This window comes from Mycobacterium sp. smrl_JER01, from assembly GCF_048513595.2.
In the GTDB taxonomy this organism is placed as follows: Bacteria; Actinomycetota; Actinomycetes; order Mycobacteriales; family Mycobacteriaceae; genus Mycobacterium.
The window spans coordinates 1548822-1575157 of the sequence record NZ_JBLXXK020000001.1; the positions used below are offsets into that span (position 1 = coordinate 1548822).

At 64.9% G+C, this 26336-nt stretch carries 25 protein-coding genes; 13 read left to right on the forward strand and 12 right to left on the reverse strand.

The window, feature by feature from the left end; all coding sequences use genetic code 11:
* Positions 1 to 46 precede the first annotated feature (46 nt).
* A complete protein-coding gene (locus ACNUDN_RS07390) occupies positions 47 to 772 on the forward strand; it encodes an RNA polymerase sigma factor SigF (RefSeq protein ID WP_419121345.1) in 726 nt (241 codons plus the stop codon).
* Here the strand turns inward: ACNUDN_RS07390 and ACNUDN_RS07395 are convergent.
* Positions 743 to 1186, reverse strand: coding sequence for an STAS domain-containing protein (locus ACNUDN_RS07395; protein WP_419121346.1), 444 nt, complete (start codon positions 1184 to 1186; stop codon positions 743 to 745). The genes ACNUDN_RS07390 and ACNUDN_RS07395 overlap by 30 nt on opposite strands.
* A gap of 253 nt (positions 1187 to 1439) precedes the next feature.
* Here ACNUDN_RS07395 and ACNUDN_RS07400 point away from each other — a divergent pair, with 253 nt between their 5' ends.
* Positions 1440 to 1985 (forward strand): nucleotidyltransferase family protein, encoded by a 546-nt coding sequence (locus ACNUDN_RS07400; RefSeq protein ID WP_419121347.1) that lies wholly within the window; start codon positions 1440 to 1442, stop codon positions 1983 to 1985.
* A 130-nt stretch (positions 1986 to 2115) separates the two neighbouring features.
* On the opposite strand, the gene ACNUDN_RS07405 is transcribed toward ACNUDN_RS07400, so the two are convergent.
* From ACNUDN_RS07405 to ACNUDN_RS07435, 7 genes are all read right to left on the reverse strand, one after another.
* Complete coding sequence (locus tag ACNUDN_RS07405; protein WP_419121348.1) at positions 2116 to 2433, reverse strand: hypothetical protein; 318 nt, start codon at positions 2431 to 2433, stop codon at positions 2116 to 2118.
* A 353-nt stretch (positions 2434 to 2786) separates the two neighbouring features.
* Positions 2787 to 4589 (reverse strand): ATP-binding protein, encoded by a 1803-nt coding sequence (locus ACNUDN_RS07410; protein WP_419121349.1) that lies wholly within the window; start codon positions 4587 to 4589, stop codon positions 2787 to 2789.
* A gap of 531 nt (positions 4590 to 5120) precedes the next feature.
* Complete coding sequence (locus ACNUDN_RS07415) at positions 5121 to 5450, reverse strand: hypothetical protein (protein WP_419121350.1); 330 nt, start codon at positions 5448 to 5450, stop codon at positions 5121 to 5123.
* Between the two features lie 206 nt (positions 5451 to 5656).
* Complete coding sequence (locus tag ACNUDN_RS07420) at positions 5657 to 6910, reverse strand: sensor domain-containing phosphodiesterase (RefSeq protein ID WP_419121351.1); 1254 nt, start codon at positions 6908 to 6910, stop codon at positions 5657 to 5659.
* 67 nt (positions 6911 to 6977) lie between these two features.
* Positions 6978 to 7391 carry a SufE family protein gene (locus tag ACNUDN_RS07425; RefSeq protein WP_419121352.1) on the reverse strand — a complete coding sequence of 138 codons (414 nt, stop codon included), beginning with the start codon at positions 7389 to 7391 and terminating at the stop codon, positions 6978 to 6980.
* The gene (locus ACNUDN_RS07430) at positions 7388 to 8287 is read right to left on the reverse strand and encodes a sulfurtransferase (RefSeq protein WP_419121353.1); all 900 of its coding nucleotides are present in this window, start codon (positions 8285 to 8287) and stop codon (positions 7388 to 7390) included. Before ACNUDN_RS07430 ends, ACNUDN_RS07425 begins: the two co-directional genes overlap by 4 nt.
* 82 nt (positions 8288 to 8369) lie before the next feature.
* Positions 8370 to 9668: an acyltransferase family protein gene (locus ACNUDN_RS07435; protein ID WP_419121354.1), complete on the reverse strand. Its 1299-nt coding sequence runs from the start codon at positions 9666 to 9668 to the stop codon at positions 8370 to 8372.
* A gap of 275 nt (positions 9669 to 9943) precedes the next feature.
* Here ACNUDN_RS07435 and ACNUDN_RS07440 point away from each other — a divergent pair, with 275 nt between their 5' ends.
* The 4 genes from ACNUDN_RS07440 (at position 9944) to ACNUDN_RS07455 (ending at position 12218) form a co-directional block, all read left to right on the forward strand.
* A complete protein-coding gene (locus ACNUDN_RS07440; protein WP_419121355.1) occupies positions 9944 to 10312 on the forward strand; it encodes a hypothetical protein in 369 nt (122 codons plus the stop codon).
* Positions 10313 to 10475: 163 nt separating this feature from the next.
* Complete coding sequence (locus tag ACNUDN_RS07445; protein ID WP_419121356.1) at positions 10476 to 10844, forward strand: hypothetical protein; 369 nt, start codon at positions 10476 to 10478, stop codon at positions 10842 to 10844.
* 212 nt (positions 10845 to 11056) lie between these two features.
* Positions 11057 to 11446, forward strand: a complete 390-nt coding sequence (locus ACNUDN_RS07450; RefSeq protein ID WP_419121357.1) for a hypothetical protein — start codon at positions 11057 to 11059, stop codon at positions 11444 to 11446.
* 361 nt (positions 11447 to 11807) lie between these two features.
* Positions 11808 to 12218 carry a hypothetical protein gene (locus tag ACNUDN_RS07455; RefSeq protein WP_419121358.1) on the forward strand — a complete coding sequence of 137 codons (411 nt, stop codon included), beginning with the start codon at positions 11808 to 11810 and terminating at the stop codon, positions 12216 to 12218.
* Positions 12219 to 12364: 146 nt separating this feature from the next.
* Here ACNUDN_RS07455 and ACNUDN_RS07460 read toward each other — a convergent pair whose 3' ends face one another.
* Positions 12365 to 12991: a Maf family protein gene (locus tag ACNUDN_RS07460; RefSeq protein WP_419121359.1), complete on the reverse strand. Its 627-nt coding sequence runs from the start codon at positions 12989 to 12991 to the stop codon at positions 12365 to 12367.
* Positions 12992 to 13322: 331 nt separating this feature from the next.
* Here ACNUDN_RS07460 and ACNUDN_RS07465 point away from each other — a divergent pair, with 331 nt between their 5' ends.
* Positions 13323 to 13763 (forward strand): hypothetical protein, encoded by a 441-nt coding sequence (locus ACNUDN_RS07465; protein WP_419121360.1) that lies wholly within the window; start codon positions 13323 to 13325, stop codon positions 13761 to 13763.
* An 89-nt stretch (positions 13764 to 13852) separates the two neighbouring features.
* On the opposite strand, the gene ACNUDN_RS07470 is transcribed toward ACNUDN_RS07465, so the two are convergent.
* A complete protein-coding gene (locus ACNUDN_RS07470; protein ID WP_419121361.1) occupies positions 13853 to 14134 on the reverse strand; it encodes an acyl-CoA carboxylase subunit epsilon in 282 nt (93 codons plus the stop codon).
* Positions 14135 to 14174: 40 nt separating this feature from the next.
* Positions 14175 to 15815: an acyl-CoA carboxylase subunit beta gene (locus ACNUDN_RS07475; protein WP_419121362.1), complete on the reverse strand. Its 1641-nt coding sequence runs from the start codon at positions 15813 to 15815 to the stop codon at positions 14175 to 14177.
* A gap of 214 nt (positions 15816 to 16029) precedes the next feature.
* Here ACNUDN_RS07475 and ACNUDN_RS07480 point away from each other — a divergent pair, with 214 nt between their 5' ends.
* The 6 genes from ACNUDN_RS07480 to ACNUDN_RS07505 all read left to right on the forward strand — a co-directional run bounded on the left by ACNUDN_RS07480 (position 16030) and on the right by ACNUDN_RS07505 (position 24634).
* Positions 16030 to 16998 carry an endonuclease/exonuclease/phosphatase family protein gene (locus tag ACNUDN_RS07480; RefSeq protein WP_419121363.1) on the forward strand — a complete coding sequence of 323 codons (969 nt, stop codon included), beginning with the start codon at positions 16030 to 16032 and terminating at the stop codon, positions 16996 to 16998.
* A gap of 245 nt (positions 16999 to 17243) precedes the next feature.
* Entirely contained in the window at positions 17244 to 17666 is a 423-nt protein-coding gene (locus ACNUDN_RS07485) for a hypothetical protein (RefSeq protein ID WP_419121364.1), read from the forward strand.
* A 194-nt stretch (positions 17667 to 17860) separates the two neighbouring features.
* Entirely contained in the window at positions 17861 to 19630 is a 1770-nt protein-coding gene (locus ACNUDN_RS07490; RefSeq protein WP_431961092.1) for a DUF4012 domain-containing protein, read from the forward strand.
* Between the two features lie 103 nt (positions 19631 to 19733).
* Positions 19734 to 21236 (forward strand): tyrosine-protein kinase domain-containing protein, encoded by a 1503-nt coding sequence (locus ACNUDN_RS07495; RefSeq protein ID WP_419121366.1) that lies wholly within the window; start codon positions 19734 to 19736, stop codon positions 21234 to 21236.
* Positions 21237 to 21649: 413 nt separating this feature from the next.
* Positions 21650 to 23248 (forward strand): acyltransferase family protein, encoded by a 1599-nt coding sequence (locus ACNUDN_RS07500; protein ID WP_419121367.1) that lies wholly within the window; start codon positions 21650 to 21652, stop codon positions 23246 to 23248.
* A 238-nt stretch (positions 23249 to 23486) separates the two neighbouring features.
* A protein-coding gene (locus tag ACNUDN_RS07505) for an IS3 family transposase (protein ID WP_085981177.1) occupies positions 23487 to 24634 on the forward strand; the annotation gives its coding sequence in 2 pieces (ribosomal slippage) (positions 23487 to 23763 and positions 23763 to 24634; 1149 coding nt in all).
* Between the two features lie 371 nt (positions 24635 to 25005).
* Here ACNUDN_RS07505 and ACNUDN_RS07510 read toward each other — a convergent pair.
* A protein-coding gene (locus ACNUDN_RS07510) for an IS3 family transposase (RefSeq protein ID WP_419120833.1) occupies positions 25006 to 26234 on the reverse strand; the annotation gives its coding sequence in 2 pieces (ribosomal slippage) (positions 25006 to 25922 and positions 25922 to 26234; 1230 coding nt in all).
* Positions 26235 to 26336 lie beyond the last annotated feature (102 nt).

Sequence of the window (26336 nt, forward strand, 5' to 3'; positions counted from 1 at the left end):
GGGCTCATCGTCAAGGTCGAGCTCTGAATATGCGGACGTTGCCGAGATGTTCCGCGCCTTGGCCGAACTCGAAGAGGGTTCGGCATCCTTTCAGCGTCAGCGGGACCGCATCGTCGAACGCTGCCTCCCGTTGGCCGACCACATCGCCCGCCGCTTCGACGGCCGCGGCGAACCGCGCGACGATCTCGTGCAGGTCGCGCGCGTCGGGCTGGTCAACGCCGTCATCCGATTCGATGTGACGGCCGGTTCGGACTTCGTGTCGTTCGCGGTGCCGACCATTATGGGCGAGGTTCGCCGGCACTTCCGCGACAACAGCTGGTCGGTGAAGGTGCCGCGCCGGCTCAAAGAGCTGCATCTGCGGTTGGGCGCGGCGACGGCCGATCTCTCCCAGCGGCTGGGGCGCGCGCCGACCGCCACCGAGCTGGCTGCCGAATTGGAGATGGATCGCGACGAGGTGATCGAGGGCTTGGTCGCGGGCAGCTCGTACAACACGTTGTCGATCGACAGCGGCGGCGGCAGCGGGAACGAGGATGCTCCCGCGATCGCCGACACGCTCGGGGATGTGGACCTGACGCTGGATCAGATCGAGAACCGGGAATCGCTGCGTCCGCTGCTGGCTGCGCTGCCGGAGCGCGAGCGCACAGTGCTGGTGCTGCGTTTCTTCGAGTCGATGACGCAGACGCAGATCGCCGAGCGGGTCGGTATCTCGCAGATGCACGTCTCCCGGCTGTTGGCGAAGTCGCTAGCCCGTCTTCGGGATCAGCTCGAGTGACTTGGGCGGATCCTGCTGCACTGCGGTGAGCGCAGTGGGGATGTCCGCGCAGATGGGCAGCGCCGAATCCGGGTCGCAGATCCGCAGCAGTCGGTTGACGGCCTTGCTGGGAACGAGCGCCCACCGGATGTCCTCGCTGACGCACTGCACGTTGAGAGTGTGCAGCGCCGAGAACCCGGCGGTGGAAAAGAAGGTCAGCCCGGAGAGGTCGATGACCATCCAGTGCGCCCGGCCGGAGTGGCTCAGCGCGTAATTGACGAACTCCAACCCGTTGGCCGCGTCGAGCTCGCCGTGTCCCGCGACGACGGCGGTGGCGGGTTCGAGCCAGCGGGTGTCGAACTGGGCGGTGTGGCAAACGACGCTGTCGGTCGCCGTATCCGTCGGAGATGTGGAGTGTTGTGGGACGTGATGCACGGTGATCTCCGTTCAGGAGTGTGGATTCGTGCCGGGGGTTCACGTCAAGGCGGGGCCCTAGGTGCTCAAAGCCTCCACGGACCCTCGCGGGCTCGTGTGGTGACGATGACGTTTTATCAGGGCTGTGAATTCAACCTGACTCCGACCCTACGCCCTCGGGCTGATCTTGGACAGATATTGTCCGAGGTTATTAGCAAATCCTCAGCAGCGGACTGACGTCGTGCTCGCTGCCTATTGAGAGCAGAAACTATCTGTGGCGCAACAATTTTCGTCGGCAGGGGTACTTCTGGCCGCCGGAGCGGGCACCCGCTTCGGGATGCCGAAAGTGCTCGCCGCAGAGGGGAGTTGGCTGCGCGCCGGTGTGGCGGCGTTGCACGACGGCGGTTGCCGGGACGTGGTGGTGGTGCTCGGCGCCGCCGTCGTCGACGTCCCCGCGCCCGCGCGGGCCGTGATTGCCGAGGACTGGGCCGACGGGTTGAGCGCCTCGGTGCGCGCCGGTGTGCGGGCGGTCGATCAGACGGCCGACTACCTGGTGCTGACCACGGTGGACACTCCCGACGTCGCCGCCGCGGCGGTGCGGCGGGTGCTGACGGCCGCGTCGGCGGAGTCGGGGCTGGCCCGCGCCGTGTATGACGGTCGGCCGGGGCATCCGGTGGTCATCGCGCGCCGGCACTGGCCGGAGTTGCTCGGCGTGCTGTCTGGCGACGACGGCGCGGGGCCGTTTCTGCGCCGGCGCGACGACGTCGTCGTCGTGGACTGTGCGGATCTGGGCACCGGCCGCGACATCGACGCCCTCTGACCTCGCGGTTTGGGTGCGCAGGAACGCTTCGCCGCTTTCTGACCTTGCGGTTTGGGTGCGCGGGAACGCTTCGCCGCGTTCTGACCTTGCGGTTTGGCGCGCGCTGTCCTTGCCGTCCCGCTGCTCCGGGTCAGTCGAGCATGGCGGCGGCGAACCGCTGCACCGCCTCGGCCCCGGTCCGGGCGGCCGGCTCGTGGCCTGGTCGTGCGCGGGTGGCGATGTCGCCGGAAGACGGGTCCAGCGTCACCTCGGCGAGAAGCTCGCCCGTGGTGGGCTCACATACCGCCCAGGAGTACAGGGTCTCTGAATCCCAGTGTGCAGCAAGGGTTTCGACATAGTCTGGACGGTGTTCTCCCAGTAGGGCCAGCGCCGGGCGGTCGTCGACGCGCGCGTCGGCCCGCAGTGCGCGCAGGTACCACGCGCCGGCGTTGATCTCGACGGGTTCCACGCGGACAGCTTGCCATGGGCTCTGGACATGGCTCGGCCCCGCTCCCGTCGGCGTGGCCGGTGGTAGCGGGGCCGTCCCACCCCTCGGTTCTTCGACAGCTCGCCCCGACGGCAAACCGATGAACCAATTGGGCAAACTGTAATGCGGGATCGGCGGCCGCACGGCTCTTTGCCGGAATTGGTTGCGCCGCTGCGGCAGCCGCGACCGGTGTCGAACGTCGCTAGCCGGCCCTGGCAATCCGTCCGAAACCGTTCGGCGGCTGTCGGCATTGTGAATTCGCAACAAAAGCACGGTGCAGCAAAACGGGGCGCCATCGCGATGATGGCGCCCCGCTGCGCGGATCGTGGTGACGTCTACTCGGCGGTCTTGAGCTCCGCGATCACGGTGCCCTGGGTGATGGCCGCACCCGCCTCGACGGACAGGCCGGTCACGACGCCGTCCTTGTGGGCGGTGACCGGGTTTTCCATCTTCATGGCTTCGAGGACGACGACGAGGTCGCCCGCGGCCACGGTCTGGCCCTCTTCGACGGCGACCTTGACGACGGTGCCCTGCATCGGCGCGGTGACGGCGTCACCGGAAGCGGCCGAACTCCCGCCGCCGCCCCGCTTGCGCGGCTTGGGCTTCTTGCGGATGGCGCCGTGAGCGGGCGCGCCGCCATTGCCGAGGGCGAGGTCGCCGGGCAGCGACACTTCGAGGCGACGGCCGCCGACCTCGACCACCACGGTCTGGCGGGGGATGGTGTCTTCCTCGTCGATCGGATCGCCGCCGGTGAAGGGCTCGACGGTGTTGTTCCACTCCGTCTCGATCCAGCGGGTGTGCACGTCGAACGTGGAGCCGTCGCCGATGAAGGCGGGATCGGCAGTGACGGCGCGGTGGAATGGGATGACGGTGGCCAGGCCCTCGACATTGAACTCGGCCAGGGCCCGACGCGACCGGGCCAGCGCCTCGTCACGGGTAGCTCCGGACACGATCAGCTTGGCCAGCATCGAGTCGAACTGGCCGCCGATGACCGAGCCAGTCTCTACTCCGGAGTCCATCCGCACGCCGGGGCCGGTGGGCGGCTCGAATTTGGTGACCGGGCCGGGGGCGGGCAGGAAGCCGCGGCCGGCGTCCTCGCCGTTGATGCGGAATTCGAAGGAGTGGCCGCGCGGGGTCGGGTCCTCGGTGATGTCGAGGGCCTCGCCGTTGGCGATTTTGAACTGCTGCAGCACCAGGTCGATGCCCGAGGTCTCCTCGGTGACCGGGTGTTCGACCTGCAGGCGGGTGTTGACCTCGAGGAAGCTGATCAGGCCGTCCTGGCCGACCAGGTACTCCACGGTGCCTGCCCCGTAGTAGCCGGCTTCCTTGCAGATCCGCTTGGCGGACTCGTGGATCTCCTTGCGCTGCGCGTCGGTCAGGAACGGCGCGGGCGCCTCCTCGACCAGTTTCTGGAAGCGGCGCTGCAGCGAGCAGTCACGGGTGCCTGCGACGATGACGTTGCCGTGCATATCGGCGATGACCTGGGCTTCGACGTGGCGCGGCTTGTCGAGGTAGCGCTCCACAAAGCACTCGCCGCGGCCGAAGGCGGCGACGGCCTCGCGGGTGGCCGAGTCGAACAGCTCCGGGATTTCTTCGATGGTGCGGGCGACCTTCATGCCGCGGCCGCCGCCACCGAACGCGGCCTTGATGGCGACGGGTACGCCGTACTCCTTGGCGAACGCGACGACCTCGTCGGCGTCCTTGACCGGGTCTGGGGTGCCGGGCACCAGCGGAGCGTCGGCGCGTGCGGCGATGTGGCGAGCGGTGACCTTGTCGCCGAGGTCACGGATGGACTGCGGGCTGGGGCCGATCCAGATCAGCCCGGCGTCGAGGACGGCCTGGGCGAAGTCGGCGTTTTCGGAGAGGAACCCGTATCCGGGGTGAATCGCGTTGGCGCCGGACTTCTCGGCGGCGTCGAGCAGCTTCTCGAAGACGAGGTAGGACTCCGCGGAGGTCTGGCCGCCGAGCGCGAACGCTTCATCGGCGAGACGGACGTGGGGTGCGTCGGCGTCGGGTTCGGCGTACACAGCCACGCTCTGCAGTCCGGCGTCTTTGGCTGCGCGGATCACTCGGACAGCGATTTCTCCGCGGTTGGCGACGAGCACCTTGGAGATCTTCGAGCTGGCGTGACTGGCCACTGCGCCTCCTGATGGCATGGTTCTTTAAGAGCTTCCTAAAAGACGATATCCCGGGCAGTTTAAGCGGCCCAATTCGAGTGTCGGCGAGCCGGTCCCTTACCCGCCGGTAACCTTTCGCACCGTCACAGCTTGCGACTGATGCGTGTTTGGTTCTGCGTCGAGATTGCGGTGAGGGTCGTGGTGGCCGAGGTGTAGCGGCCCTGGGTGCAATGTCGGCGGTTAAGCAGGCCAGCGACGGCCCCACGGCGCCACCCCCGCTGTCGCCGCGACCCAGCGACGGCCGTCGGCGCCACCCCCGCGATCGCCGCAACCCCGCGACGGCCGTTGCGGGCACGGAGCGGCCGTGGCGTGGGCCTGTGGCGTGCTCGCTTATGCGTCGAGATTGCGGTGAGGGTCGTGATGGCCGAGGTGTAGCGGCCCTGGGTGCAATGTCGGCGGTTAAGCAGGCCAGCGACGGCCGTCATGGGCGTGACCGCCGTGGCGGGTGTGGCTGCCGCGGCGGGTGTGGCGGATGTGGCGGAGACGACTAGCTCACCAGCCGCCCATGCCGGGGCCCGGCTTCCAGTTCGGATTGAACGGGCGCGCGCGAGTGCCGGGCAGGCGGTCCGGAACGGCCTTCATCGATTCCTTGATCTCGCCCTGCGCGTAGACGCCATTGCCCCTGGCACCACGCACTTCGCCGAAGGTCGCGTCGCCGGACACCGACCCGGCTTGGCGGCTGTTGACCGTGCGATCGACGCCCATCTCCTTGGCCGACGCGGTCGCGCTGGACAGTGCGACGAGCGCGACCGGCGCCGCCAGTACCGCACTCCACGCGACGACCTTGCGTGCGCGCTCGCGCCCCCTGGTGGTCTTGGCCATTCCTACCCCTCCCTGAACATCCCGCGGCGGAATGCTGTTGATCACCCTGGATACCGCGCCGGCAGAAGCCGGACTGTCCGCGGCTGCCCGTTTTATCGCCGGCGAATGCCAGGTGTTACCGCCGAACGCCAAGCGCCGCCGACCGCCTAGCGCCGGCGAATGTCAGGTGTTACCGCCGAACGCCGAGCGCCGGCGAATGCCACCCGCTATGGAATCGCGGCCGAGGTCAGCGCGCCGGCCAGGGCGGGGAGTCGATCGAGCAGGCAGCGGGCGGCGGTCGCGACCCGTTGCCGGTCGAAGGTGATGACGACCTCGAAGCGCCGATCCCGGTCGGGTGTGCCGGGCGGCGGTGGCAGCTCGCGGGCGATCAGGCCGGCGGAACTGTCCGAGCCGATGACCACGATCACCCATTCCTGCGCCAGCGGATCGTCCGGTTCCAGACGCACCCCCCGGATGCCGTTGCCGAGGTCGCCGGGCAGGTCTTCGCCGAACACCGCGACCAGCGGCGAGCGTTCGGCGATGGTGGTGTACATGGTGCTGGTGGCCGACTGGAAGTTGTCGTGTTTTTGCACGGTGGCCAGCACGATCGGCGGGCTATCGGCGGTGATGGAGAGCCGTTCGATGTAGCGGGACAGCTCGAGCAGGGTGCGTTTGCGCACGATGCGCGGCGCCATGCCCGGGGTGGACGCTTCGAACGCCGACAGCTGTACGGCGGTCGGGCACTCGGCCCAGGAGGCGGGTAACGGACACCGCAGCGGCGGGATGGTGAGCGCGCCGGGGTGGCCGAAGCGGTAACCCTGGCCCAGCGTCGCGCCGTAGGCCAGGGCTTGTTCGAGATGTGAGTCGGTTTCGATGCCTTCGGCGAGAATCATCGCGCCGGTGCGTTCGTGGTGAGCGATGACGGCGGCGACGGTGCGGGCCTGGTGTTGGTCGGCGTGCTGCTGGACCAGGCCGAGGTCGAGCTTGAGGATGTCGGGGGCGACGATGTCGAGCAGGGCCAGCGAGTCGCGGTGGGCCCCGATGTCGTCCAGGGCGATCGCGAAGCCCAGCGACCGCAGCGATGCGACCTTGCGCAGCAGCGCCTGCGGGTTGGCGAGCAGTCCGCGTTCGGTGAGTTCGAAGACGATGTGAAACTTCTCGGCGGCGGCGGCCAGCGCGTCGTCGTTGCTCGGATCGACGTGCACGGTCGCGGGTTCGCAGTTGAGCAACAGCAGCATCCCGGGCGACGAGTTGCCGCTCAACGCGCCGCGGGCGGCCGCCTCGATGCAGGCGCGGTCGAGCCGATCGAGGGTGCCGCTGCACTCGGCGTGGTCGAAGACATCGGCGGGGGTCAGCCGGGTGCCGGGCCACCGGGCGAGCGCCTCGTAACCGACGACGGTCTCGGTGGGCAACGACACCACGCTCTGGAAGGCAGGGACGAGCCCGAGACCGGTCGCCGCTTCATCGACATCGTCCGTCATCTCAGAGCCCAACTTCGAGGTTCGGGGGAGTTTGCTCCGAATGCAACGATGTTAAACGTCGAGGCGGCTACTTGAGGCGGTTCTTGATACGCGAGAGCATCGCCGACATGCCGCGCAGCCGCAGCGGGCTGATCAGCTTGGCCAGTCCGAGGTCGGTGTAGAAGTCGTCGGGGACGGCGAGGATGTCCTCGGCGGAGTGGCCGTCGAGGCCGGTGGCCAGGATGGCGGCGAACCCGCGGGTGGTCGGGGCCTCGGCAGGTGCGCTGAAGTAGAGCCGCACATGGCTGCGGTCGTCGGCGTCGACGTGCAGGAACAGCGGGGACTGACACTCCGGCACCGGCTCCATGGCGGCCTCTTCGAGGTGCTCGGGCAGCGGCGGCAGTTCTCCGGCGAACTCGAGCAGCAGGGCCAGCTTGTCTTGGCCCTCCACCTCTTGGAAGTCCGAGACCACCTCGGCCAGGGCGCCCGGCATGGCGCTCATGGTGTGCCGGGCGCGGCGCCGGGCTCGTCACCGACGGCCACCGGTACCCGTACCGCGTTGCCCCATTCGGTCCAGGAGCCGTCGTAGTTGCGCACGCCGGGCACGCCGAGCAGGTGGGTCAGTACGAACCAGGTGTGGCTGGAGCGTTCGCCGATCCGGCAGTAGACCACGGTCTCGTTGCCGGGGGCCAGGAAGTCGGCGTAGAGCTCGTCAAGTTCAGCGCGGCTGCGGAACTTGCCGTTGTCCTGGGCGGCCTTACCCCACGGGATGGACACCGCGGTCGGGATGTGGCCGCCGCGCAGGGCACCTTCTTCGGGGTAGTCGGGCATGTGGGTGCGCTCGCCGGTGTACTCCTGCGGGGAGCGCACGTCGATCAGCGGCTGCTTGCCCAGGACGGCCAGCACGTCCTCTTTGTAGGCGCGGATGGGGGCGTCGTTGCGTTCGACAACGGGGTAGCCGCTGGACTGCTTGGTGGGCACGTCGAGGGTGGTGTCGCGGCCGTCGGAGATCCACAGGTTGCGGCCGCCGTCGAGCAGGCGCACGTCGGGGTGGCCGAACAGGGTGAACACCCACAGCGCGTAGGCGGCCCACCAGTTGGCCTTGTCGCCGTAGATGACGACGGTGTCGTCGCGGGAGATGCCCTTGCGGTCCATCAGCTCGGCGAACTGCTCGCCGGTGATGTAGTCGCGCACGTTGGGGTCGTTGAGGTCGGTGTGCCAGTCGATCTTGACCGCGCCGGGGATGTGGCCGGTGTCGTAGAGCAGGACGTCCTCGTCGGACTCCACGATGGCCAAGCCGGGCCGGCCGAGGTTGCCCGACAGCCAGTCGGCGGTGACGAGCCGTTCCGGGTGGGCGTAGGACTGCAGGGCAGGGCTGGGATCAGCAGGTAGCGGCACGTGCACGAGCCTACCGGGCAGGTGGGACGCGTTCTGGCCGCAATCGTGTCCAAATCTTGGGCGCCGCCGAACAGCTCCAGGTTTACGGGTTGATGCTGGTCGGATAGGTCGATGCCGGGGTGGTGCGGCTCTCCAGCGCGTCGGGGCGCATGGCGAAGCTGATGACGCTGAGGGTGATCAGCACCAGTGCCGCGACGGCGGCGACTTTGGTCCTGAGCTCGACGTGGAAGAGGCCGTGCCGCATGTCCTCGCGGGCCTGCCGCCAGGCCGCCGGGCTCGCGTCCCGCAGCGGGTTCTCGACGAAGTGGTGGCAGGCCAGCGCGAGCCCGAACGCCAGGGTCAGCACGCTGGCGTAGAAGTACGTGTCGACGGTCATCAGCGCGGCGAGCAGCACGATCACCGGCCAGTGCACCAGGTACAGCGAGTACGACAGGTCGCCGAGGTAGGTCGCAGCGCGGTTGCGCAGCAGCCCCTGCAGCGTGGGCTCGCGTCCGACGCCAGCGGCGATGACGAGCGCGGCGCCGGTCACCGGCAGCAGCGCCCAAGGGGCGGGGAACCCGCCGGTGCCGTCGATGAGGAACATGCTCGCCGCGATCAGGCCGAGCCCGGCCCAGGACAGCAGCGGTCGCAGCAGGTCGGGGATGCGGGCCAGGGTGCCGACCGCGGTGGCCAGCAGGGTGCCCACGCCGAGTTCCCACACCCGTGCCGCGGTGTCGAGGTAGGCCCAGGTGGGCGATGCTGCGCTGACGTAGACCGACCAGGTCAGCGAGGCGGCGACGAGTACACCGGTGGCTGCCGCAATGGAGGCCAGCCACCGGGTGTGGCTCCAGGCGCCGCGCACGGCGATCACGGTGACCCCGACGATCAGCGCCGGCCACACGATCAGGAACTGCTCCTCGATCGACACCGGCCAGTAGTGCAACAGCGGAGACGCGGTGTCGGTCGCGGCGACGATGTCGGTGCCGGCCACCGCGAAATGCCAGTTGGCGATGAAGAAGAACGCGAACAGCGCGTCGATGCCGATGTCGCGGGTGGCCGCCGGCGAAAGCACATACACGGAGGCGACGACGGTCAGGACCAGGACGACGGTGGCGGCCGGGACGATGCGACGCAGCCGGTCCCAGTAGAACCGGCGCAGCGACGGTGTGCCGTCGTCGCCGGCGGCTCGCAGCAAATTCTCAGTGACGAAGAATCCGGTGATGACGAAGAACACGTCGATCCCGGTGAATCCGCCGGCTGGATTTCCCCACAAATGATGGGCGAAGACGGCCAGGACGGCGACCGCACGTAGGCCCTGGATGTCCAGGCGGTAGTTTGCTCGTTCCGCACGGCGGCGGCGGCGATCTGACGATGCGCGCCATTGATCGAGCTTTGTGACCATCTGTTGCCCCCCGGCCTGCGTTTCGCAGTTGTATGAGATCTTAGCTCTAGATCCATACGCGTGTATTGCGGCGGCCGGAAGGTGTTTCACATCACCTTAACCGGGGCCGCCGCACTCCGCAGTGCGAGCGGCTGCGCGCTTACTGCCGGGTTTCTGCGGATGTGCTGGGGATTCGGGACCGCACGCGATGGCGGCCATACAGTGATCAGGGAACTCAGACAGAACGCGTAGCAAAGCTGCTGTGCCGCCTGACCATCGACAGCAAGGGGCTGACAGTGAAGAGAGCTTTGGTGGCCGCGACGGTGTCGACGTGCGCCGTGCTGGCCGGGACCGTCGCCGCGGCGGGGCCGGCTTCCGCGCACGCCGACGATGCGCAGATCCAGTACAAGGAGCCGAATGCGATGTGGGTGATGCCCGATCTCAAGGACGAGGTGCTCTATCGCGCGGAGCAGGACGTGGAGGCCGTCGTCGAGAACGCTCCGCTGACCTTCAAGACCGTCGCCGTCAACCACGAGGCGGTGTACAACCTGGAGGACTGGGTGGTGTGCGGGGAGTCGCCGAAGGCGGGAACCGCGCTCTCGGAGAAGACCAAATCGGTGACGCTGCTGGTGGAGCGTCCGGGCGCCCAGCACTGCGGCGCGTAAGCCCCACAAGCGACGGCGCGTCAAGCGCCACAAGCTATCGCACGTCAGCGCCCCCGGCCACGGCCCGTCGGCCCGGGTGAGGGGATCCGCCCGGGCAAAGTGTCCGGGCGGATCGTCGTGTTTCACCCGGGTTGAACATCGCGCTGCCTCTAAGCTTCTCGAAATGAAGCTGAAGGGGTTCACGAGGCAGCAGCGAAATGTCGCGGTGGTGGCCGCGGCCGCAGGCCTGATGGCGACGGGGGTCGGCATCGGTGCGCCGACCGCGGCCGCGGCACCGACTGTGGGGCAGACCTGGGAGATGGGCCGCTACCGCGGCGAGGTACTGCAGAACGCGGTCGACGATGTCATCGCCACCGCCGGTGAGCAGAACGTGCGGTTCAACCTCTACAACCGCGATCTCAACCAGGTGATCTACAACTACACCAACTGGGTGGTGTGCGGGCAGTCGCCGTCTGCGGGCAGCACCGTCACCGTTGGTGAACGGCCACGCACGGTGACGTTCGCGTTGGCGCGCCGCTACGTCGGTTGCTGATCGTTACCCGGGCGCGACGCGCAGAAGCCGCCCGCGGACTGTCCTGATAAGTCAACCCGGCTGCGGCCCAAGACAATTAGGCTGACCACCGAAAAGCCGCAAATTGACAGAGAGTGACAGCTGACGCCATCGTAAGCAAATCGTGACCTTGGGCTGTGAGTTGCCTGTGAGCTCCCCGTTAGGGTTGTCAGGAACTCGAGTGAGGAATTGCGATGTTGCTGAAGAAGATTGCCGTATCCATTGCCGTACCCGTGGTGACTGCGTGCGTGACGCTCGGTCTGACCATGGGGGTCTCCGCTCCGGTGGCCGGGGCGGCCAATGAGGCGACCAGGACGCTGCCGCAGCAGCCCGCCAGCGCGCCGTTGGTGATGCCGGAGTTGCGTGGCCTGGTCCTGCAGAAGGCGGTGCGGACGTTGCACGCTGCGACCGGGAACGCCGAACTCGACCTGAGGTTCGTCAACCGCAAGGACATTCGCGAGGTCATCAACCAGCAGAACTGGGAGGTGTGCGCGCAGAGTCCCGGTCCGAACCGCAACATCTCACAGAAGACCAAGCGCGTCATTCTGTACGTGAAGCGCCCCGGTAGTCGCGGCTGCTCCTGAGCCGTCCCGGGCGGGATCGGCGGCGTCCGATTCCGAAATGCGAGGTTGTGCAGCAGCTTTCACGCCGCGGTGCCGCGTGGGCGACTGCTATCGACCAGCCTGGCGCGAGTTCTACCTGCGTAAAGCCTCCTCGGCCTCCCGCTGAGCAAACTTTGCGGCGTATGCATTCATGTCAAGTGAATTCGCTGGAAGGCGCCGGGGCCTCGGGGAAGTCCTCGGTGGCCAGGCGCCGCAATCGCGGAATCGCGCTCAAAACCGGAGTTTTCACGCACCCCTGAACTAGTTGTGTCAGCTAACTGTGATTGACATCACATTGCTGATGTGGGAATGTTCAGCTAACTCAATCCAGGGGGTGGGGGACATGTCCACAGTCGCCGCAAAACTATCCAGCGCCGGGACGAAGATCCAGGTGGGAACCGCGGCCTGCGCGGTGGCCGCGGCCGCGGCGTTGACGCCGGCGGTGGCCGCCCAGGCCGACATCACGCTGCCCGTGCCCGCGGCGCCGGCCATGTCGGACCTCGTGACGGCGCCACTGATCTCGTCGGTCGGCATCGCCGAGCAGGGTTCGTGGATCTGGTTCGGCCGCACCAAGGACGACGGGCCCGCCTACACCCCGATCGTCTCGTTCTATCCGCTGGCGCTGGTACCCGGATTCTTGCAGCCGCTGTTCGGGTGGTTCGCAAAGATCAATTTCACCGCCTGCTTCCTGGGTCTCAACGCCAGGATCGGGCCCTACGGCACGCTGTCGGTCGGTTTCAGCCGAGGCTGCTGATCGAAACCTGAACGCAGAGGGGGCTGTCCGTCGGGCAGTCCCCGTTCTGCTGTGCGCCGGGTTGTGACGGCGCCCACGGCGGCAGCGGCGTCTCGGACGGCGGTGCCGGGATCTCCGACGACGACTGAGTCAGTCGGCCGTGCGCGTCAGCTCCAGAGGTCGGCGATCGAGAGTCCGGTGCCCTGCACCATGCGGCGCACCAGGGGCATGCTGATCCCGATCACGTTGGACGGGTCGCCTTCGATGCGATCGACGAACCAGCCGCCGAGTCCGTCCAGGGTGAACGCTCCCGCCACCTGGATGGGTTCACCGCTGGCGATGTAGCGGGTGATCTCGGCGTCGGTCGGGGTGCCGAAATGCACTGCGGTGGTGCCGGTGTCGCCTTCGGTGTGGGTGATGACGCCACCGACGATGCGCAGCAGCGCGTGCCCGGTCAGCAGATGCCCGACGGAGCCGGCCATCGATTCCCATTGCGCGCGAGCGGCTTCGGCCGATCCTGGTTTCCCGCGCAGGGCGCCGTCGAGAAACAGCATGGAGTCGCAGCCGATCACCACGCAGTCGGCGAGCAGATCCTCCGGCAGTGCCGCCGCCACACTGACCGCCTTGGCGGTGGCCAACTTCGCCACCACTGCCTCAGGGGGCAGGTCCGCATCGAGCGAGGCGATCAACGCGTCTTCGTCGACGTCGGAGACGATCACCTCCGGATCGATACCGGCCTGGCGCAGCACACCGAGCCTGCCCTGGGATGCCGACGCGAGAACGACTCGCGTCATCGATGAGTCACGCTGGTCATGGACGCGATGCTATCGGGGACCGCAGCGTGCACTTTCGCCGGACATCGGCCCGACGATCCGCACTTGCTCGAACCGCCACATTAATTGTTCGTTTCGCGAGATTAATATTCGGCTTCCGCATCGCCGATGTCGTGGACGATATCGGTCGAAGGAGACCCGCGGACAGCCTGACGGGGCAGCGTTTCTGCAGGTAGGAGGGGCCGCTGTGAGGTCAGTGCCGCGGAGTTTCGGTGACCGGAGTTTCTTTTGACGGCGGCGCAGACCTCTGTCAGCATTTGCCCAGATTCGTCAAAAGAAAGGTGGGGGCGAGATGTCCGCTGTGGCGACCCGACTCTCGACAGTCGGCACGAAATTTCAGGTGAGTGCCGCCGCGTGTGCCATTGCCGGTGCCGCGGTGTTGACACCCGCGGTCGCCGCGCAGGCCGACATCGTCGGGCTGCCCGCGCCGGCAGCGCCGGCGATGTCGGACGTGATGGCGTCCGGGATGACGGCGTCGGGCTTCATGGCCGCGCCGCTGCTCGGCGCCGGGGCGATCCCCGAGCAGTGGTGGTGGTTCCACGGACCCGGTCCCGGCGAGGACGGCCCGACGACGTTCTTCGAGTTCACCCCACTGGCGTTGATCCCGAGCTGGATCAAGCCGCTCTACAGCTGGTTCACCCAAAACATCAACTTCTCGACGTGCATCTTCGGCATCACGCTGTCCATCGGCCCGTACGGCACGACCAAGCTGGGCTACAGCCGGGGCTGCTGAGATCGGTTGCAGCACAGACGAAGAACTCCGGGCCGCCGATCGCTGATCGCTGCCCGGAGTTCGTCGTGTCGGTATCGTGCGTCGATCACCTACCGCCGCATGTGCATGCGTTCCAGCAGGGTGACTCGCTGCCAGCTGGTGACGTCGTAGCGCAGCTTGTCCACCGGGTGGCCCCACGGGTTGAGTTCCTGCGGGCCCGGGTCGGCCGGGGCGCCGCCGCCGGCACCGGCCAGCACGGTCACCAATGCGGCGAGCTCCTCAAGGGTGGGCTCACCCTTGACCACCTGGAAGTGCGGGTCCGGGGGTCGCGGGTCGTCGATGGTCATGTCCCGCGGGTCGGAGACCTCGACGATGTCGGCGTCGTGATTCATGGCGCAGTCCTTGTCTGGTGCGGGCGGGTCGGGCCGGGGCTCACAGCGGGATGTTGCCGTGCTTCTTCGGCGGGGTCTGGACGACCTTGCGCTCCAACAGTTTCAGCGCGGTGGCGACGTAACCGCGGGTGTGTGACGGCGGGATGACCGCGTCGACGTAGCCGCGTTCGGCGGCGATGTAGGGGTTGACGAGGGTGTCCTCGTACTCCTGCTGCAGCTGCAGGCGCAGCGCCTCGACGTCCTGGCCGTCGGCGGCGGCCTGCTTGAGCTGCTGGCGGTAGACAAAGCCCACTGCGCCAGAGGCGCCCATCACGGCGATCTGTGCGGTCGGCCAGGCGACGACGACATCGGCGCCCATGTCCTTGGACCCCATCACGCAGTACGCGCCGCCGTAGGACTTGCGGGTGATGACGGTGACCTTGGCGACGGTGGCCTCACCGTAGGCGTAGAGCAGCTTGGCGCCGCGCCGGATGATGCCGTTGTACTCCTGGTCGGTGCCGGGCAGGAAGCCTGGAACGTCGACCAGCAGCACGATCGGGATGTTGAAGCAGTCGCAGGTGCGGATGAACCGGGCGGCCTTCTCCGAGGCGTTGATGTCGAGGCAGCCGGCGAACTGGGTGGGCTGGTTGGCCACGATGCCGACCGGGCGGCCGTCGACGCGGCCGAACCCGACCACGATGTTGCCCGCGTAGCCGGCCTGCACCTCGAGGAACTCGTCGTCGTCGAGGATGCGGGTGATGACCTCGTGCATGTCGTAGGGCTGGTTCGGCGAGTCCGGGATCAGCGTGTCGAGTTCGAGGTCCTCGTCGGTGAGGCTCTCCTCGATGGGGGCGTCGGCGTGGGCGACCGGGTAGCGGGGCGGCTCGGCGTAGTTGTTGGGCGGCAGGTAGGACAGCAGGTCGCGGACGTAGTCCAGCGCGTCCTGCTCGCCGGAGGCGACGTAGTGCACGGTGCCCGACTTGGCCATGTGGGTGGTGGCGCCGCCGAGCTCCTCCATGGTGACGTCCTCGCCGGTGACGGTCTTGATGACGTCGGGGCCGGTGATGAACATCTGGCTGGTCTGGTCGACCATGATGACGAAGTCGGTTAGGGCGGGGGAGTAGACGTGCCCGCCGGCCGCGGCGCCCATGATCAGCGAGATCTGCGGGATCACCCCGGAGGCCTTGATGTTGTTGTGGAAGATGCGGCTGTAGAGGCCCAGGGAGACGACGCCCTCCTGGATGCGGGCGCCGGCGCCGTCGTTGATGCCGATCAGCGGGCGGCCGGTCTTGATGGCCAGCTCCTGGACCTTGACGATCTTCTCGCCGTAGACCTCGCCGAGGCTGCCGCCGAACACGGTGGCGTCCTGGCTGAACACGCACACGTCGCGGCCGTCGATGGTGCCGTAGCCGGTGACCACGCCGTCGCCGGTGGGGCGGTTCTTCTCCAGCCCGAAGTTCTTGGAGCGGTGCTTGGCCAGCGCGTCGAGCTCGACGAACGAGCCCTCGTCGAGCAGCGCCAGGATGCGCTCGCGGGCGGTCAGCTTGCCCTTGGCGTGCACCTTCTCCACGGCGGCCTCACCGACCGGGTGCTGGGCCTCTGCGGCGCGCTTGCGCAGGTCGGCAAGCTTGCCCGCGGTGGTGTGGATGTCGATCTCGTGGGCGTCGGCAGGCGTCGAAGCTGGTTCCGTCACGCTGGTCATAGGTTCTGATGCTAACGGCGCGGGTTCACGGTGTCGCAGGTGGCCCTTATTAGTCCCTTAGAAAACGGCTGCCGGTTGCGTCGGGGATGGGTAATCTCGTTTTCTGCGGCCGCGCCCGGGGGTTGGTAGCGTGCGCTCATCCGCGGGGGCGGTGCAGGGGAGGGTTCGCCTTATCGTTTCCGGCAGGCATCGCGTCCGCTCGTGGCGCCGAACCGTGGCGCTCGCGTTCGCGGTTGTCGCACTGGCCTTTTCGATTCTCACTGTGGTGATTCGGGCGCTGCCGGTCTCCAACCTGGCGACGTTGGTGATCGCGGTGGGTGCGCCCTACACCGTGCTGGTCGCCGTGGCGGCCATGATTGTGACGGTTTTGGCGCGCCAGGTGGTTCTCTCGGTGCTGGCGGTGGTCGTGGTGGCGGTGTCGTTCGGTATCCAGCTGCGCTGGTATTCCGCGGGGACCGCACCGCGGGTTGGTGACGGCGTCGAGGTGCGGGTGTTGTCGTCGAATCTGCGCTATGGGCGCGCCGATCCGGTGCAGTTCGTGGAGTTGGCGCGCAGTGGTGCCGACGTCGTCACGGTGACGGAGCTGACGGCGGAGGCGGTGCGCGACTTTCACCAGGCCGGCATTCACGAGACGTTTCCGCATTCGATGCTGTTTCCCGCGGGCGGTGCGGGCGGTAACGGAATCTGGAGTCGGCACCCGCTGACGCCGATCTCGCCGACCCGGTTCTGGAATTCCAGCATGGTGGCTGCGTGGGTGTCCGTCCCCGAACTACCCGTGGCTCCGATCGTGGCGAGTGTGCATGTCACGTCTCCGATGGCCTCGTTGGACAGTTGGCGCAACGGAATTGCCGCGACCAAGTCGAGGCTGACTGGTCTCGCCGACGCCGCCGCGGAGGGGTCGGTCATCGCAGCCGGAGACTTCAACAGCACACCCGACATGCGCCAGTTCCGGGAGCTGCTCAGCGACGGGTACCGAGACGGCGTGCGCCAGGGCGGTTCCGGCTACGCGCCCACTTTCCCATCCTTTGCGTCCTTGGGGTGGGTCCCCGCGCTGATCACGATCGACCACGTGCTGATGCGCCGGGCGCTGGTCAGGCAACTGCGCGCCGTCACGGTGGCTGGCACCGACCACCGAGCACTTTTAGCCACCGTCAAAATTCCCATCGCAAGCACCCCATCCTGAGAAAAACCTATGCAAACGCAATCTCAGCAAACATGCTAATCGTGTGCCAATCCGTCGCCAGAAAAGGGCGCCAGGGGACATTCAGACGCTAGATCGGGGCCGGTTCGAGGAAGCAGAGAAGCCCAGGTGGAAGCCACTTTTGGTAGCGCTCGGAAATGTCACGACTATAAAGCGCGTTCCGGTTGACAGGTCTCCGGGTGTCTGACATATTTCAGCTAACTCAACCGGAGTGAAATGAGGGGGACATGGCTACTGTGGCCGCGAAATTTTCGAACGTAAGCACCAGGTTTCAGGTGGCGACGGCGGCCACGGCGGTGGCAGCAGCGGCGGCTCTGACGCCGGCTGTCGCGGCGAATGCGGACATCGCGCTGCCCATGCCGACCGCTCCGGCGATGACCGAGCTGGCCAATATCGCCGCGGCCCCGGCGCTTGGCGCTGCCGGCATCGCTCAGCAGGCCGGGTGGGTCTGGTTCGGGCCCGCCGATCGTGAAGGCGCTCCGTCGCGGACCACCATCCTGGAGTTCAACACGGCCGCCCTCATCCCCGGCTTCATCAAGCGCTGGTTCGGCTGGCTCGGGCAGCTCAACTTCCAGGCCTGCCTCTTCGGCGTCAGCGCGGTCATCGGTCCCTACGGAAACTTCAAGGTGACGGTCAGCCGAGGCTGCTGATCTGCATCCATGTCGGTTAGTCGGATGGGGCTGCTGGTTTACGGCAGTCCCATCTGTCGTTTGTGGGCTCACACGGGCCTCCAATCATGGGAAGCTACTGAGTGAGCAAGTTCGCGCGGCGTAATTCTGACGACGATCCAGACCGCGACGATGACAGTTCCGATCGCCGTGGAACAGCCAGGTCCGGCAGACGCGTGCCAAGAGCGCTTCGGGGTCGTCGCGGAATCCTTTGGGGCAGTGCGGCTGTCCTGGTCCTTCTCGTGGCTTTTAGTGCTTGGCTGGGCGTCAAAGCGATTGACGCGAAGTCCAACCTGGAACAGGCGCGGTCCTTTGGCCAGCAGGCGAAGGACGCTCTCTTGCAGGGAGATTCCACCGAAGCCACCAGGTTCGCCGACAATGCTCAGTATCACGCTCAGGCCGCCAATGATGCGACGCATTCGGCGCCGTGGTCGATCGCTTCAGCTATACCGTGGCTCGGTCGCCCGTTTGCGAGCGGTCAGCAGATTTCCGCTGTCGTGTTGGGGCTCGCGACTGATGTCCTGCGCCCGACAGCCGAAGTGGGCGTGACCATTGCGCCCGACCAGATCTACAAGGACGGTCGAGTAGACGTTCAATTGCTCCGCGAGCAGGAGCCCGAATTAAACAGATTGTCCGCGGATGCGGCTCGTCTCAACGAAGATGCCCGCGATATCGTTGATCCCGGCTATCTGTCGGTACTTAGGGACGCGCGTTCGCAACTGCAAGCACAGACAGGTGATCTGGCAAGCGTGCTAGAGAACACGGCGCTCGCCGCGAAAGTCGCACCATCGATGATGGGTGCCGATGGCCCGCGCACATACTTTATGGGATTCCAAACAAACGCCGAAGCTAGGGGCACCGGAGGTCTGTTGGGCGGTTTTGGCATCCTGCGCTTCGATAACGGGACGCCGACGGTGGACGATCTCGGAAAGAACACGGAACTCACGGAAGCTGTCGCAACGGTGGATCTGGGCCCTGAGTTCGAGCAGCAGTATGGCTACACGAAACCACAGACAGACTTTCGGAACAGCAACCAGAGCTCACACTTTCCGTACGCGGCGCAAATCTGGAAGTCGATGTGGGCGGACGAGACGGGTATGAACGTCGACGGTGTCATTGCAATTGATCCAGTTGCGCTCAGTTACATCCTGTCTGCCGTCGGTTCTGTGACGATGCCCGACGGCGAAGTAGTCACAAAGGACAATGTCGTCGAGCTGACGGAGTCTACTGCGTACACCAGATTCCCCGACGACCAGACCGCACGCAAGAACTATCTGCAGGATATTGCTAACGAGGTCGTCGGAAAGGTTACTGGTCCCGTCAAGTCACCAAAAGCCTTGTTCGACGCCCTCGGTAAGGCGGTGGGCGAACGACGAATTGCGGTTTGGAGTTCGTCTCCCGAGACCCAAGAACTACTCGAGGAGACACCACTTGCGCACAGCGTGCCTGGTGATAATGCTCCGTATGCCGGCGTAGTCATCAACAACCTTGGTGGAAACAAGATGGACTACTACCTTGAGCGGGAGATCGAGTACGTAGCCGACGGATGCACCGGCGATACGCGGATGTCCACAGTGACAGTGCGGTTAAGGAACACAGTGCCAAATGAGTCGCTTACAGACTATGTTGCCGGCACTGAAGGGCTCTTTCGTGACGTACCGTTCGACGTTCCCAAGGGAACGATGGTTAGCTCGGTTCGACTCTTGGCCACAGCCAACTCATCGTTGGTGAGTGTGCTGGCGAATGGTGAACGCATTCCGATAACCACAGGCGCTGAACGAGGACATCCAACATATGAGGCGCAAGTCCTTATTCCACCCGGGCAGGCAGGCGAACTGAGTTTCCGACTATCGGAACCGACCTCTCCAGGCGCAGCTCGTGTACCGGTTCAACCGTTGGTAGATAGCGTGAAGCCGGTAGTCTCCGTGCCGGAGTGTTCTGGATGATTGCCCCGACTGGGTCAGTCTGTTCAGAAGTCGCACAGATGATTACATCGAAGAAGAGGCACAGTATCGTCCAGCGATATCGAGTAGCGATGAGGGAGTGGCGTTGAACCTGCAGGACTTCGTTAAGTTGCTTCGCGGCGGATGGGTGATTATTGCCGTCACGACAGTGGCCGGAGTCCTGGGCGCGGTGGTGCTTACTTTGGTAACCACACCCATGTATCAGGCATCGACGAGACTCTTCGTCTCCACAACATCGGGTTCGTCGCTTTCCGATATTTATCAAGGAAATCGACTCTCCCAGGAGCGGGTTGTGTCGTACGCCGAACTGCTCATGGGTGAGACGCTGGCGCAGCGCACGATCGACAAGCTTGGGCTCGATATGCGTGCAGCGCAGCTGCAGGAGAACGTGAGGGCAACCGCTAAGCCTGACACAGTACTGATCGATGTTCGGGTACTGGACGCCTCACCGGTTCGCGCTCGTGACGTCGCGAACACTCTTTCCGATGAGTTTGTTTCGATGGTGCGTGAGTTAGAAACACCCGAGAATGGGACAGTGCCGGATTCGAGAGTGGTCGTTGAACAGCGTGCCTCGATACCGGATCATCCCGTTGTTCCAAAAACTGTACGGAACATAACCGGCGGCTTTGCTCTGGGTTTGTTGCTCGGCTTGGCATTCGCCGTTCTGAGGGATGTGCTGGACAACACCGTGAAGAGTAGGGACGATCTTGAGTCGACTACTGGCGTGGGCCTTGTGGGCAGCATCCCGATGGATAAGGATCGCCGGAGACAACCGGCCATCTCGTTTGACACCGATAACTCAGTCATCGCGGAGTCCTTTCGAAAGCTCCGAACGAATCTCAAGTTCCTAGCGGTCGATGATCCGCCCAGGGTAATGGTTTTCACCAGCTCCATGCCGCATGAAGGCAAGTCCACAACCGCCATCAACACTGCACTGGCCCTCGCGGAGGCGGAACACAATGTCGTGCTGATCGACGGGGACATGCGGAGGCCGACGTTGGCTAAGTACCTCGACCTAGTTGGAGCGGTGGGTTTCAGCACCGTTCTCAGTGGAGGGGCAAGTCTTTCAGACGCGCTGCAGCGCACTAGATTTCCAGGTTTGACAGTCCTCACATCGGGCGCAGTGCCACCCAATCCCAGTGAACTACTTGGCTCTCAATCTGCACGAAAGCTCTTGGCGGAACTTCGCGAGAAGTTTGACTACGTAATCGTCGATTCCACCCCGCTGTTGGCGGTAACCGATGCTGCGATTCTGGCTGCGGGAGCAGATGGCGTATTGATCATGACCAAATTCGGGCAGACCAAACGCGAGCAGCTCACGCATGCGGTGAGTAGCCTTCAGAGCGTCGGTGCTCCTTTGCTGGGCGCAGTCTTCACGATGATGCCGACGCGTGGGCGCGATTCCTATTCGTACAACTACACGTACTACGGCCAAGGTAATGCAACGAAGCGGTCGTCCGGTGGCGATGAGGTCAATCGCGAGGAGACGCCTTCGAAAACTTTGCAGGAGAACAGTATCGCCACAAGCGACGACCGGGGGATGGTCGAATCCTCCGGTGGTCGCAGGCGTCGCCGAGACGACGCTTAGCGATCCCATAGCTGTCCCGGGATATTGGGATCTCATTCGGGGTTCAAAAGGTCGTAGCGCAGCACAAAAGAAGATCCTGCAGATATGGAGGGCGCAACAGCGCGCTGCGGTTTTGCCCCCTCAGCTAGCGCACAGGATTTTCGAAACTATTTCGCAGCGAACGTTCAGTTTCCGTTGGCGTATTGCAAAGTGGTAGCGATATGGGTGAGTTCGAAAATTGGTTTTACAAGCGCCGCAAAGCGTTCCGCGGTCAGAGCTATTCAGAAGCAGATATTGCAGCTGAGGTGTAATCTCCCGCACATGGGTCTGCGACGACATAATGGCCGGTACCAAGAGTGAGGTCGGGTGTGCCCTCATTTGCAAAACCGAGGGGTAGCCGCGGTCGTCGCTTACGCGACGGTACGCCTCAAAAAATGCCGTTTCGTCCTGATATCGAGGGGCTGCGGGCACTAGCCGTCCTATTTGTGCTTATCTGGCACGCTGGTGTGCCGTGGCTGCCCGGCGGTTTCATCGGGGTGGACGTCTTCTTTGTGGTCTCGGGATTCCTGATGACGTCGATTCTGCACCGAGAGCAAATCGCCTCCCGTCGGGGAATGGTTAACGTTGGTGAGTTCTATGCGCGACGCGCGCGACGGCTCGTCCCGGCTAGCCTCCTTACGTTGATCGCAACCGCAATCGCGACGTTCGTAATACTTCCAGAGACACGCTGGCGCGATATCGGATTCGATATCGCTGCGGCCGGCGGTTACTTAGTGAACTGGCGTTTAGCGGATCGCGCTGTCGACTATCTACAGCAAGATGCGGCGGCAAGTCCGATCCAACACTTCTGGAGTCTCTCGGTCGAAGAGCAGTTCTACGTCTTTTGGCCTCTGTTACTTGTTGGTATCGCTGTCCTCGTCAGGCTAATCCGCTTCTCAATAACTAAAGCCACCTTTGCGGGACTTGCGTTGATCGCAGTTGCTTCACTTGCATGGTCCTCCTATTTGACCGACGCGGAACCAGGCAGGGCTTACTTCGTAACGACGACTCGACTCTGGGAACTGGCAATTGGCGGGCTCGTGGCGCTGGCCCTACCGTCCCTCGCGAAACTACCGATGTCGATCGCAGCAGCGTTCGCTTGGATAGGTTTGGCGAGCATCGTTGGGACTGGTTTTCTGCTCACCACCACCGTCCCGTTCCCAGGCATGGTTGCGCTGATACCCACTGTTGGAGCGGCTTTAGTAATTGCTTCAGGACCCGCCGCTGGTCCGTATGGGCCGATCCGCATGTGCACCAACAGACTCGTCCTATGGATCGGTGGGTGTTCGTATTCCATCTACCTCTGGCACTGGCCATTCATTGTGATTGGCGGCTACTGGGTGACGGAAGGTTTGCGCGAGACCTCAGTCACCGAGGGTGTCGGGCTGGCCCTCTTGTCGGTGCTTCCGGCGTGGTTATCACTGCGATTTGTCGAAAACCCACTCCGCCGATCTGAGGAACTCATCGAATCGGTCCGGAAGTCACTGACTTTGGCTTTCCTCGGCATCGCTGTCAGCTTGGTCGCGGGGTTGTTACTGGCAAGCCTAACTCCGCGGCCGGCCCCGACGAACTACATTTCGAAGTATGTACCGCCGCCTGGCGTTGAGAAGGAGCCTTTCGGCGCGGAGGTGTTGGGGGACAACCCGGTTGAAAGTCCCGCCGCGCTTGTGGGGGCTATAGACGTTATTTCGCCCAGTCCGCAGGCGGCACCGGACGACAATCCGGCGATATATCTTGATGGATGCCACCTATCCTTCGAAGAGACGGAACCGCGATTCTGCGATTATGGGGACTTATCCTCCAGTGTGGAGGTGGCTGTCGTCGGCGACTCACACGCGGCACAGTGGCTTCCCGCGCTTCAATCAGTGGCTCTCGACCGCGCCTGGAAACTGAAAGTTAGCACTAAGAGTTCCTGTCCGTATCTGGGTATCGCGGTGTTATCGAACACAGGCCGCCCGTGTTGGCCGTCTTTCGGGATGACGACCATGGGGTAGTGGATCGTCGTTGAGGTTGCCGATCTGGAGGCCCGGATTGTTGCGGAGTTGCTGGTGTTGGTGTGCACCGTCAGGGTGAGGACGTACTGATGGGTCGCGCGGCACCCCGCTGAAGTCTTGGCGGGCTCGCAGGGTGCCGCGCTGTAGTGCACGGAGGTGGCATGTCCCCGGTGAACGGGGCCATCTTGTTTTAGAGTCCTGTTGCCCGTGACCTGGGCCGGATAGGACGATAGAGAATATGGCTGGACGGAAGCGGAACTCCGCGGAAGACATCGTGCGCAAGCTGCGACGCGCAGACGAGCTGGCTGCGGCGGGCAAGACCCAGGAGGAGATCGCCGGCGAGCTCGAGGTGTCGGCGGCGACGTTGTACAACTGGCGCCGCCAGTACGGCGGGATGGACACCGACGCGGCGAAGGAACTCAAGGAGCTCCGCGAGCAGAACGGCCGGCTCAAACGCCTGCTCGCCGATGCCGAGCTGGAGAAGGACGCATTGCGGGAGGTGGCGCGGGGAAAATTTTAGACCCGGCTGCTAAGCGCCGCGCCGTGGACATGCTCGTCACAACGATGAAGCTGTCGAAACGGTTGGCGTGCAGAGCGGTTGGGCTGCCCCGCTCCACCTATGCCCGCACCCCGGTCGCACAGACGCCCGCCGATCCCGATGCGGATCTGAGGGCCACGCTGCGCATCTACGCACGCGAACACCCGCTGCACGGGTTCCGGCGCGCGTGGGCGCACCTCAAGCACGACCAGGGCGTACTGGTGAACAAGAAGAAGGTGCACCGGCTGTGGAAAGAAGAGGGTCTGCAGGTCCGGATCTACCACCCTCGCAAACGCGCCGGCGTCTCCACGATGCCGCAGATCGAAGCAGATGCGCCGAAGGTGGTCTGGGCGATTGATTTTCAGTTCGACTCCACCGTCGACGATAAGGCCATCAAAATCTGCTCGATGATCGACGAGCACACCCGGCTGTCGTTGTTGAACATCGTGGAGCGCTCGATCACCGCCGAGCGGTTGACGGTGGAGTTGGACAAGGCATTCGCTTTGTGGGGCGGGCCGCCGCTGGTGCTCCGGATGGACAACGGACCGGAGTTCATTTCACATGTGCTGCAACAGTTCTGCGGCGACCGCATCGGAATCTCCTACATCCCACCGGGCACGCCGTGGAACAACGGACACATCGAATCTTTCAACAACCGGCTACGGAAGGAGTGCCTGAACCGCAACCACTGGACGAGTCTCCTCGAGGCGCGGGTGGTAATCGAGGACTTCAAAGACGACCACAACAACCGACACCGGCACTCATCTCTGGGCTACCTCACCCCGGCCGAGTACTCTGCCCGATGCAGCCACACCCACCACCCCGTGGAAGGCTGCCAGATCGACTGACATCAATCACATACGGCTCTAGAACAAAGTGGTCCGACTATCGGGGACCTGCCAGAGGCACTCATGGTGACGGTAGAGGCTGATCTCGTTCACGTCGAGTCCCGGCTGGCGTCCGGGCAGATGGACTGCCCGTCCTGCCCCGACGGCGTATTGGCCTGCTGGGGTTTCGCCCGTGTCCGCCGTGTCCACGGCGTCACCGGCCCGGTGCGTCCGCGGCGGGCTCGATGCCGGTCATGCCGAGTCACACACGTGTTGCTGCCAGTGATGGCACTGTTGCGCAGGGGGTATGGCGCACAGACTATTTGGAACGCGCTGGTCTTGCGGTCCCGTGGTTGGGCCTTGCCCCCGTGTAGTGGACACGGGATTTGTGGTTACGCGGCTTGTGGCAGCGTAGTGGATGTGTGGGTGTTTTCGTAGCTGGCCGGGCTGGAATAGGCGCAGCGGGAGTGCCTCCGTTTCAGGTTGTAGCGGACCAGCCAGCAGAACACTTCGCGGCGGCAGGTGGGCGCGTCGGGCCAGTTGCTGCGGTCCTGCAGGATCTCGCGTTTGAGGGAGGCGTTGAACGACTCAGCGAGTGCGTTGTCGGCACTTGACCCCACCCCGCCCATAGACTGGACGACGCCCAGATCTGCGCAGAGTTCGGCGAAATCGGTTGAGGTGTACTGACTTCCGTGATCGGAATGGAACACTGCACCGGCCAGCGAGCCGCGCAGCGCCTCGGCGGCTTTGAGTGCATCTTCGACCAGTTCGGTGCGCATATGCTCAGCGATCGCCCACCCGGCGACTCGGCCGGAGAAGCAGTCGATCACCGTCGCCAGATACAGATTCGACCCGGTCGCCAACGGTAGGTAGGTGATGTCTCCGACATACTTTTCATTCGGTGTCGCTGCGGTGAAATCCCGGCCGAGCAGGTCCGGAACCTTCTGGTTCGCCGGATCCGGCGTCGTGGTCTTCACCCGTCGTCGGCGGCGGTAGCCGGCAATCCCGGCGGTGCGCATCACCCGTGCCACCCGCTTGTGGTTGACCCGCTCCTGGTCGGGGACACCGTCGTTGAGCTCAGCGGTGATCCGCGGCGCACCATAGGTGCTATCCGCATCGTGCACAGTGCGGATACGCGCCTCGAGTGCCTCGTCCGCGGCCTGACGCGCAGCACGGCCGCCAGCGCCGGCCAACCAGGCATAAAACGAGGAACGCGCGACCTCGACGACCGCGCACAGCCACTTCACCGGATAGGCGTCGAGGTGGTCGGCGACGAACTGAAAGCGGCTCACCAGTTCGTCTCCCCGGCGAAATATTTGGCCGCCGACCGCAGAATGTCACGCTCGGTCGACAACCGAGTCTGTGTGGCACGCAGCTGCTGCACCTCGGCTCGGAGCCGGGCCAGCTCCTGATCAGGGGTTTCCGCACCCGGCGCCGGCTGTCCTGCCGGAGTCAGGTTGCGGTGCCGGATCGGCACCCCGGCCGCTTTGCACCACGCCGATAACGTCACCCCACTGATACCGAGCTCGGCGGCAATCTCGGTGACCGTCGCGCCCTCGGTATCCCGGTACAGCGCTACCGCGTCTCGTTTGAACTCTTCGGGATAATTTTTCCTTGCCATCGGTGTCGATCATCTCGCTTCCCCCGCCAATCTTGCGGGATTCAGCGTGTCCAACACCTGGGGTCAGGGCCCGTTGGGGGCATCGCCGAATCGCAGAGAACC

Excerpts from the sequence above, each read along its gene's own strand:
- ACNUDN_RS07390 (WP_419121345.1), top strand. The coding sequence starts at position 47 with ATGTTCCGCGCCTTGGCCGAACTCGAAGAGGGTTCGGCATCCTTTCAG.
- ACNUDN_RS07415 (WP_419121350.1), bottom strand. The coding sequence starts at position 5,450 with ATGGCCAAGACCACCAGGGGGCGCGAGCGCGCACGCAAGGTCGTCGCG.
- ACNUDN_RS07420 (WP_419121351.1), bottom strand. The coding sequence starts at position 6,910 with ATGACGGACGATGTCGATGAAGCGGCGACCGGTCTCGGGCTCGTCCCT.
- ACNUDN_RS07425 (WP_419121352.1), bottom strand. The coding sequence starts at position 7,391 with ATGAGCGCCATGCCGGGCGCCCTGGCCGAGGTGGTCTCGGACTTCCAA.
- ACNUDN_RS07435 (WP_419121354.1), bottom strand. The coding sequence starts at position 9,668 with ATGGTCACAAAGCTCGATCAATGGCGCGCATCGTCAGATCGCCGCCGC.
- ACNUDN_RS07445 (WP_419121356.1), top strand. The coding sequence starts at position 10,476 with ATGAAGCTGAAGGGGTTCACGAGGCAGCAGCGAAATGTCGCGGTGGTG.
- ACNUDN_RS07450 (WP_419121357.1), top strand. The coding sequence starts at position 11,057 with ATGTTGCTGAAGAAGATTGCCGTATCCATTGCCGTACCCGTGGTGACT.
- ACNUDN_RS07455 (WP_419121358.1), top strand. The coding sequence starts at position 11,808 with ATGTCCACAGTCGCCGCAAAACTATCCAGCGCCGGGACGAAGATCCAG.
- ACNUDN_RS07460 (WP_419121359.1), bottom strand. The coding sequence starts at position 12,991 with ATGACGCGAGTCGTTCTCGCGTCGGCATCCCAGGGCAGGCTCGGTGTG.
- ACNUDN_RS07465 (WP_419121360.1), top strand. The coding sequence starts at position 13,323 with ATGTCCGCTGTGGCGACCCGACTCTCGACAGTCGGCACGAAATTTCAG.
- ACNUDN_RS07470 (WP_419121361.1), bottom strand. The coding sequence starts at position 14,134 with ATGAATCACGACGCCGACATCGTCGAGGTCTCCGACCCGCGGGACATG.
- ACNUDN_RS07475 (WP_419121362.1), bottom strand. The coding sequence starts at position 15,815 with ATGACCAGCGTGACGGAACCAGCTTCGACGCCTGCCGACGCCCACGAG.
- ACNUDN_RS07485 (WP_419121364.1), top strand. The coding sequence starts at position 17,244 with ATGGCTACTGTGGCCGCGAAATTTTCGAACGTAAGCACCAGGTTTCAG.
- ACNUDN_RS07500 (WP_419121367.1), top strand. The coding sequence starts at position 21,650 with ATGCCGTTTCGTCCTGATATCGAGGGGCTGCGGGCACTAGCCGTCCTA.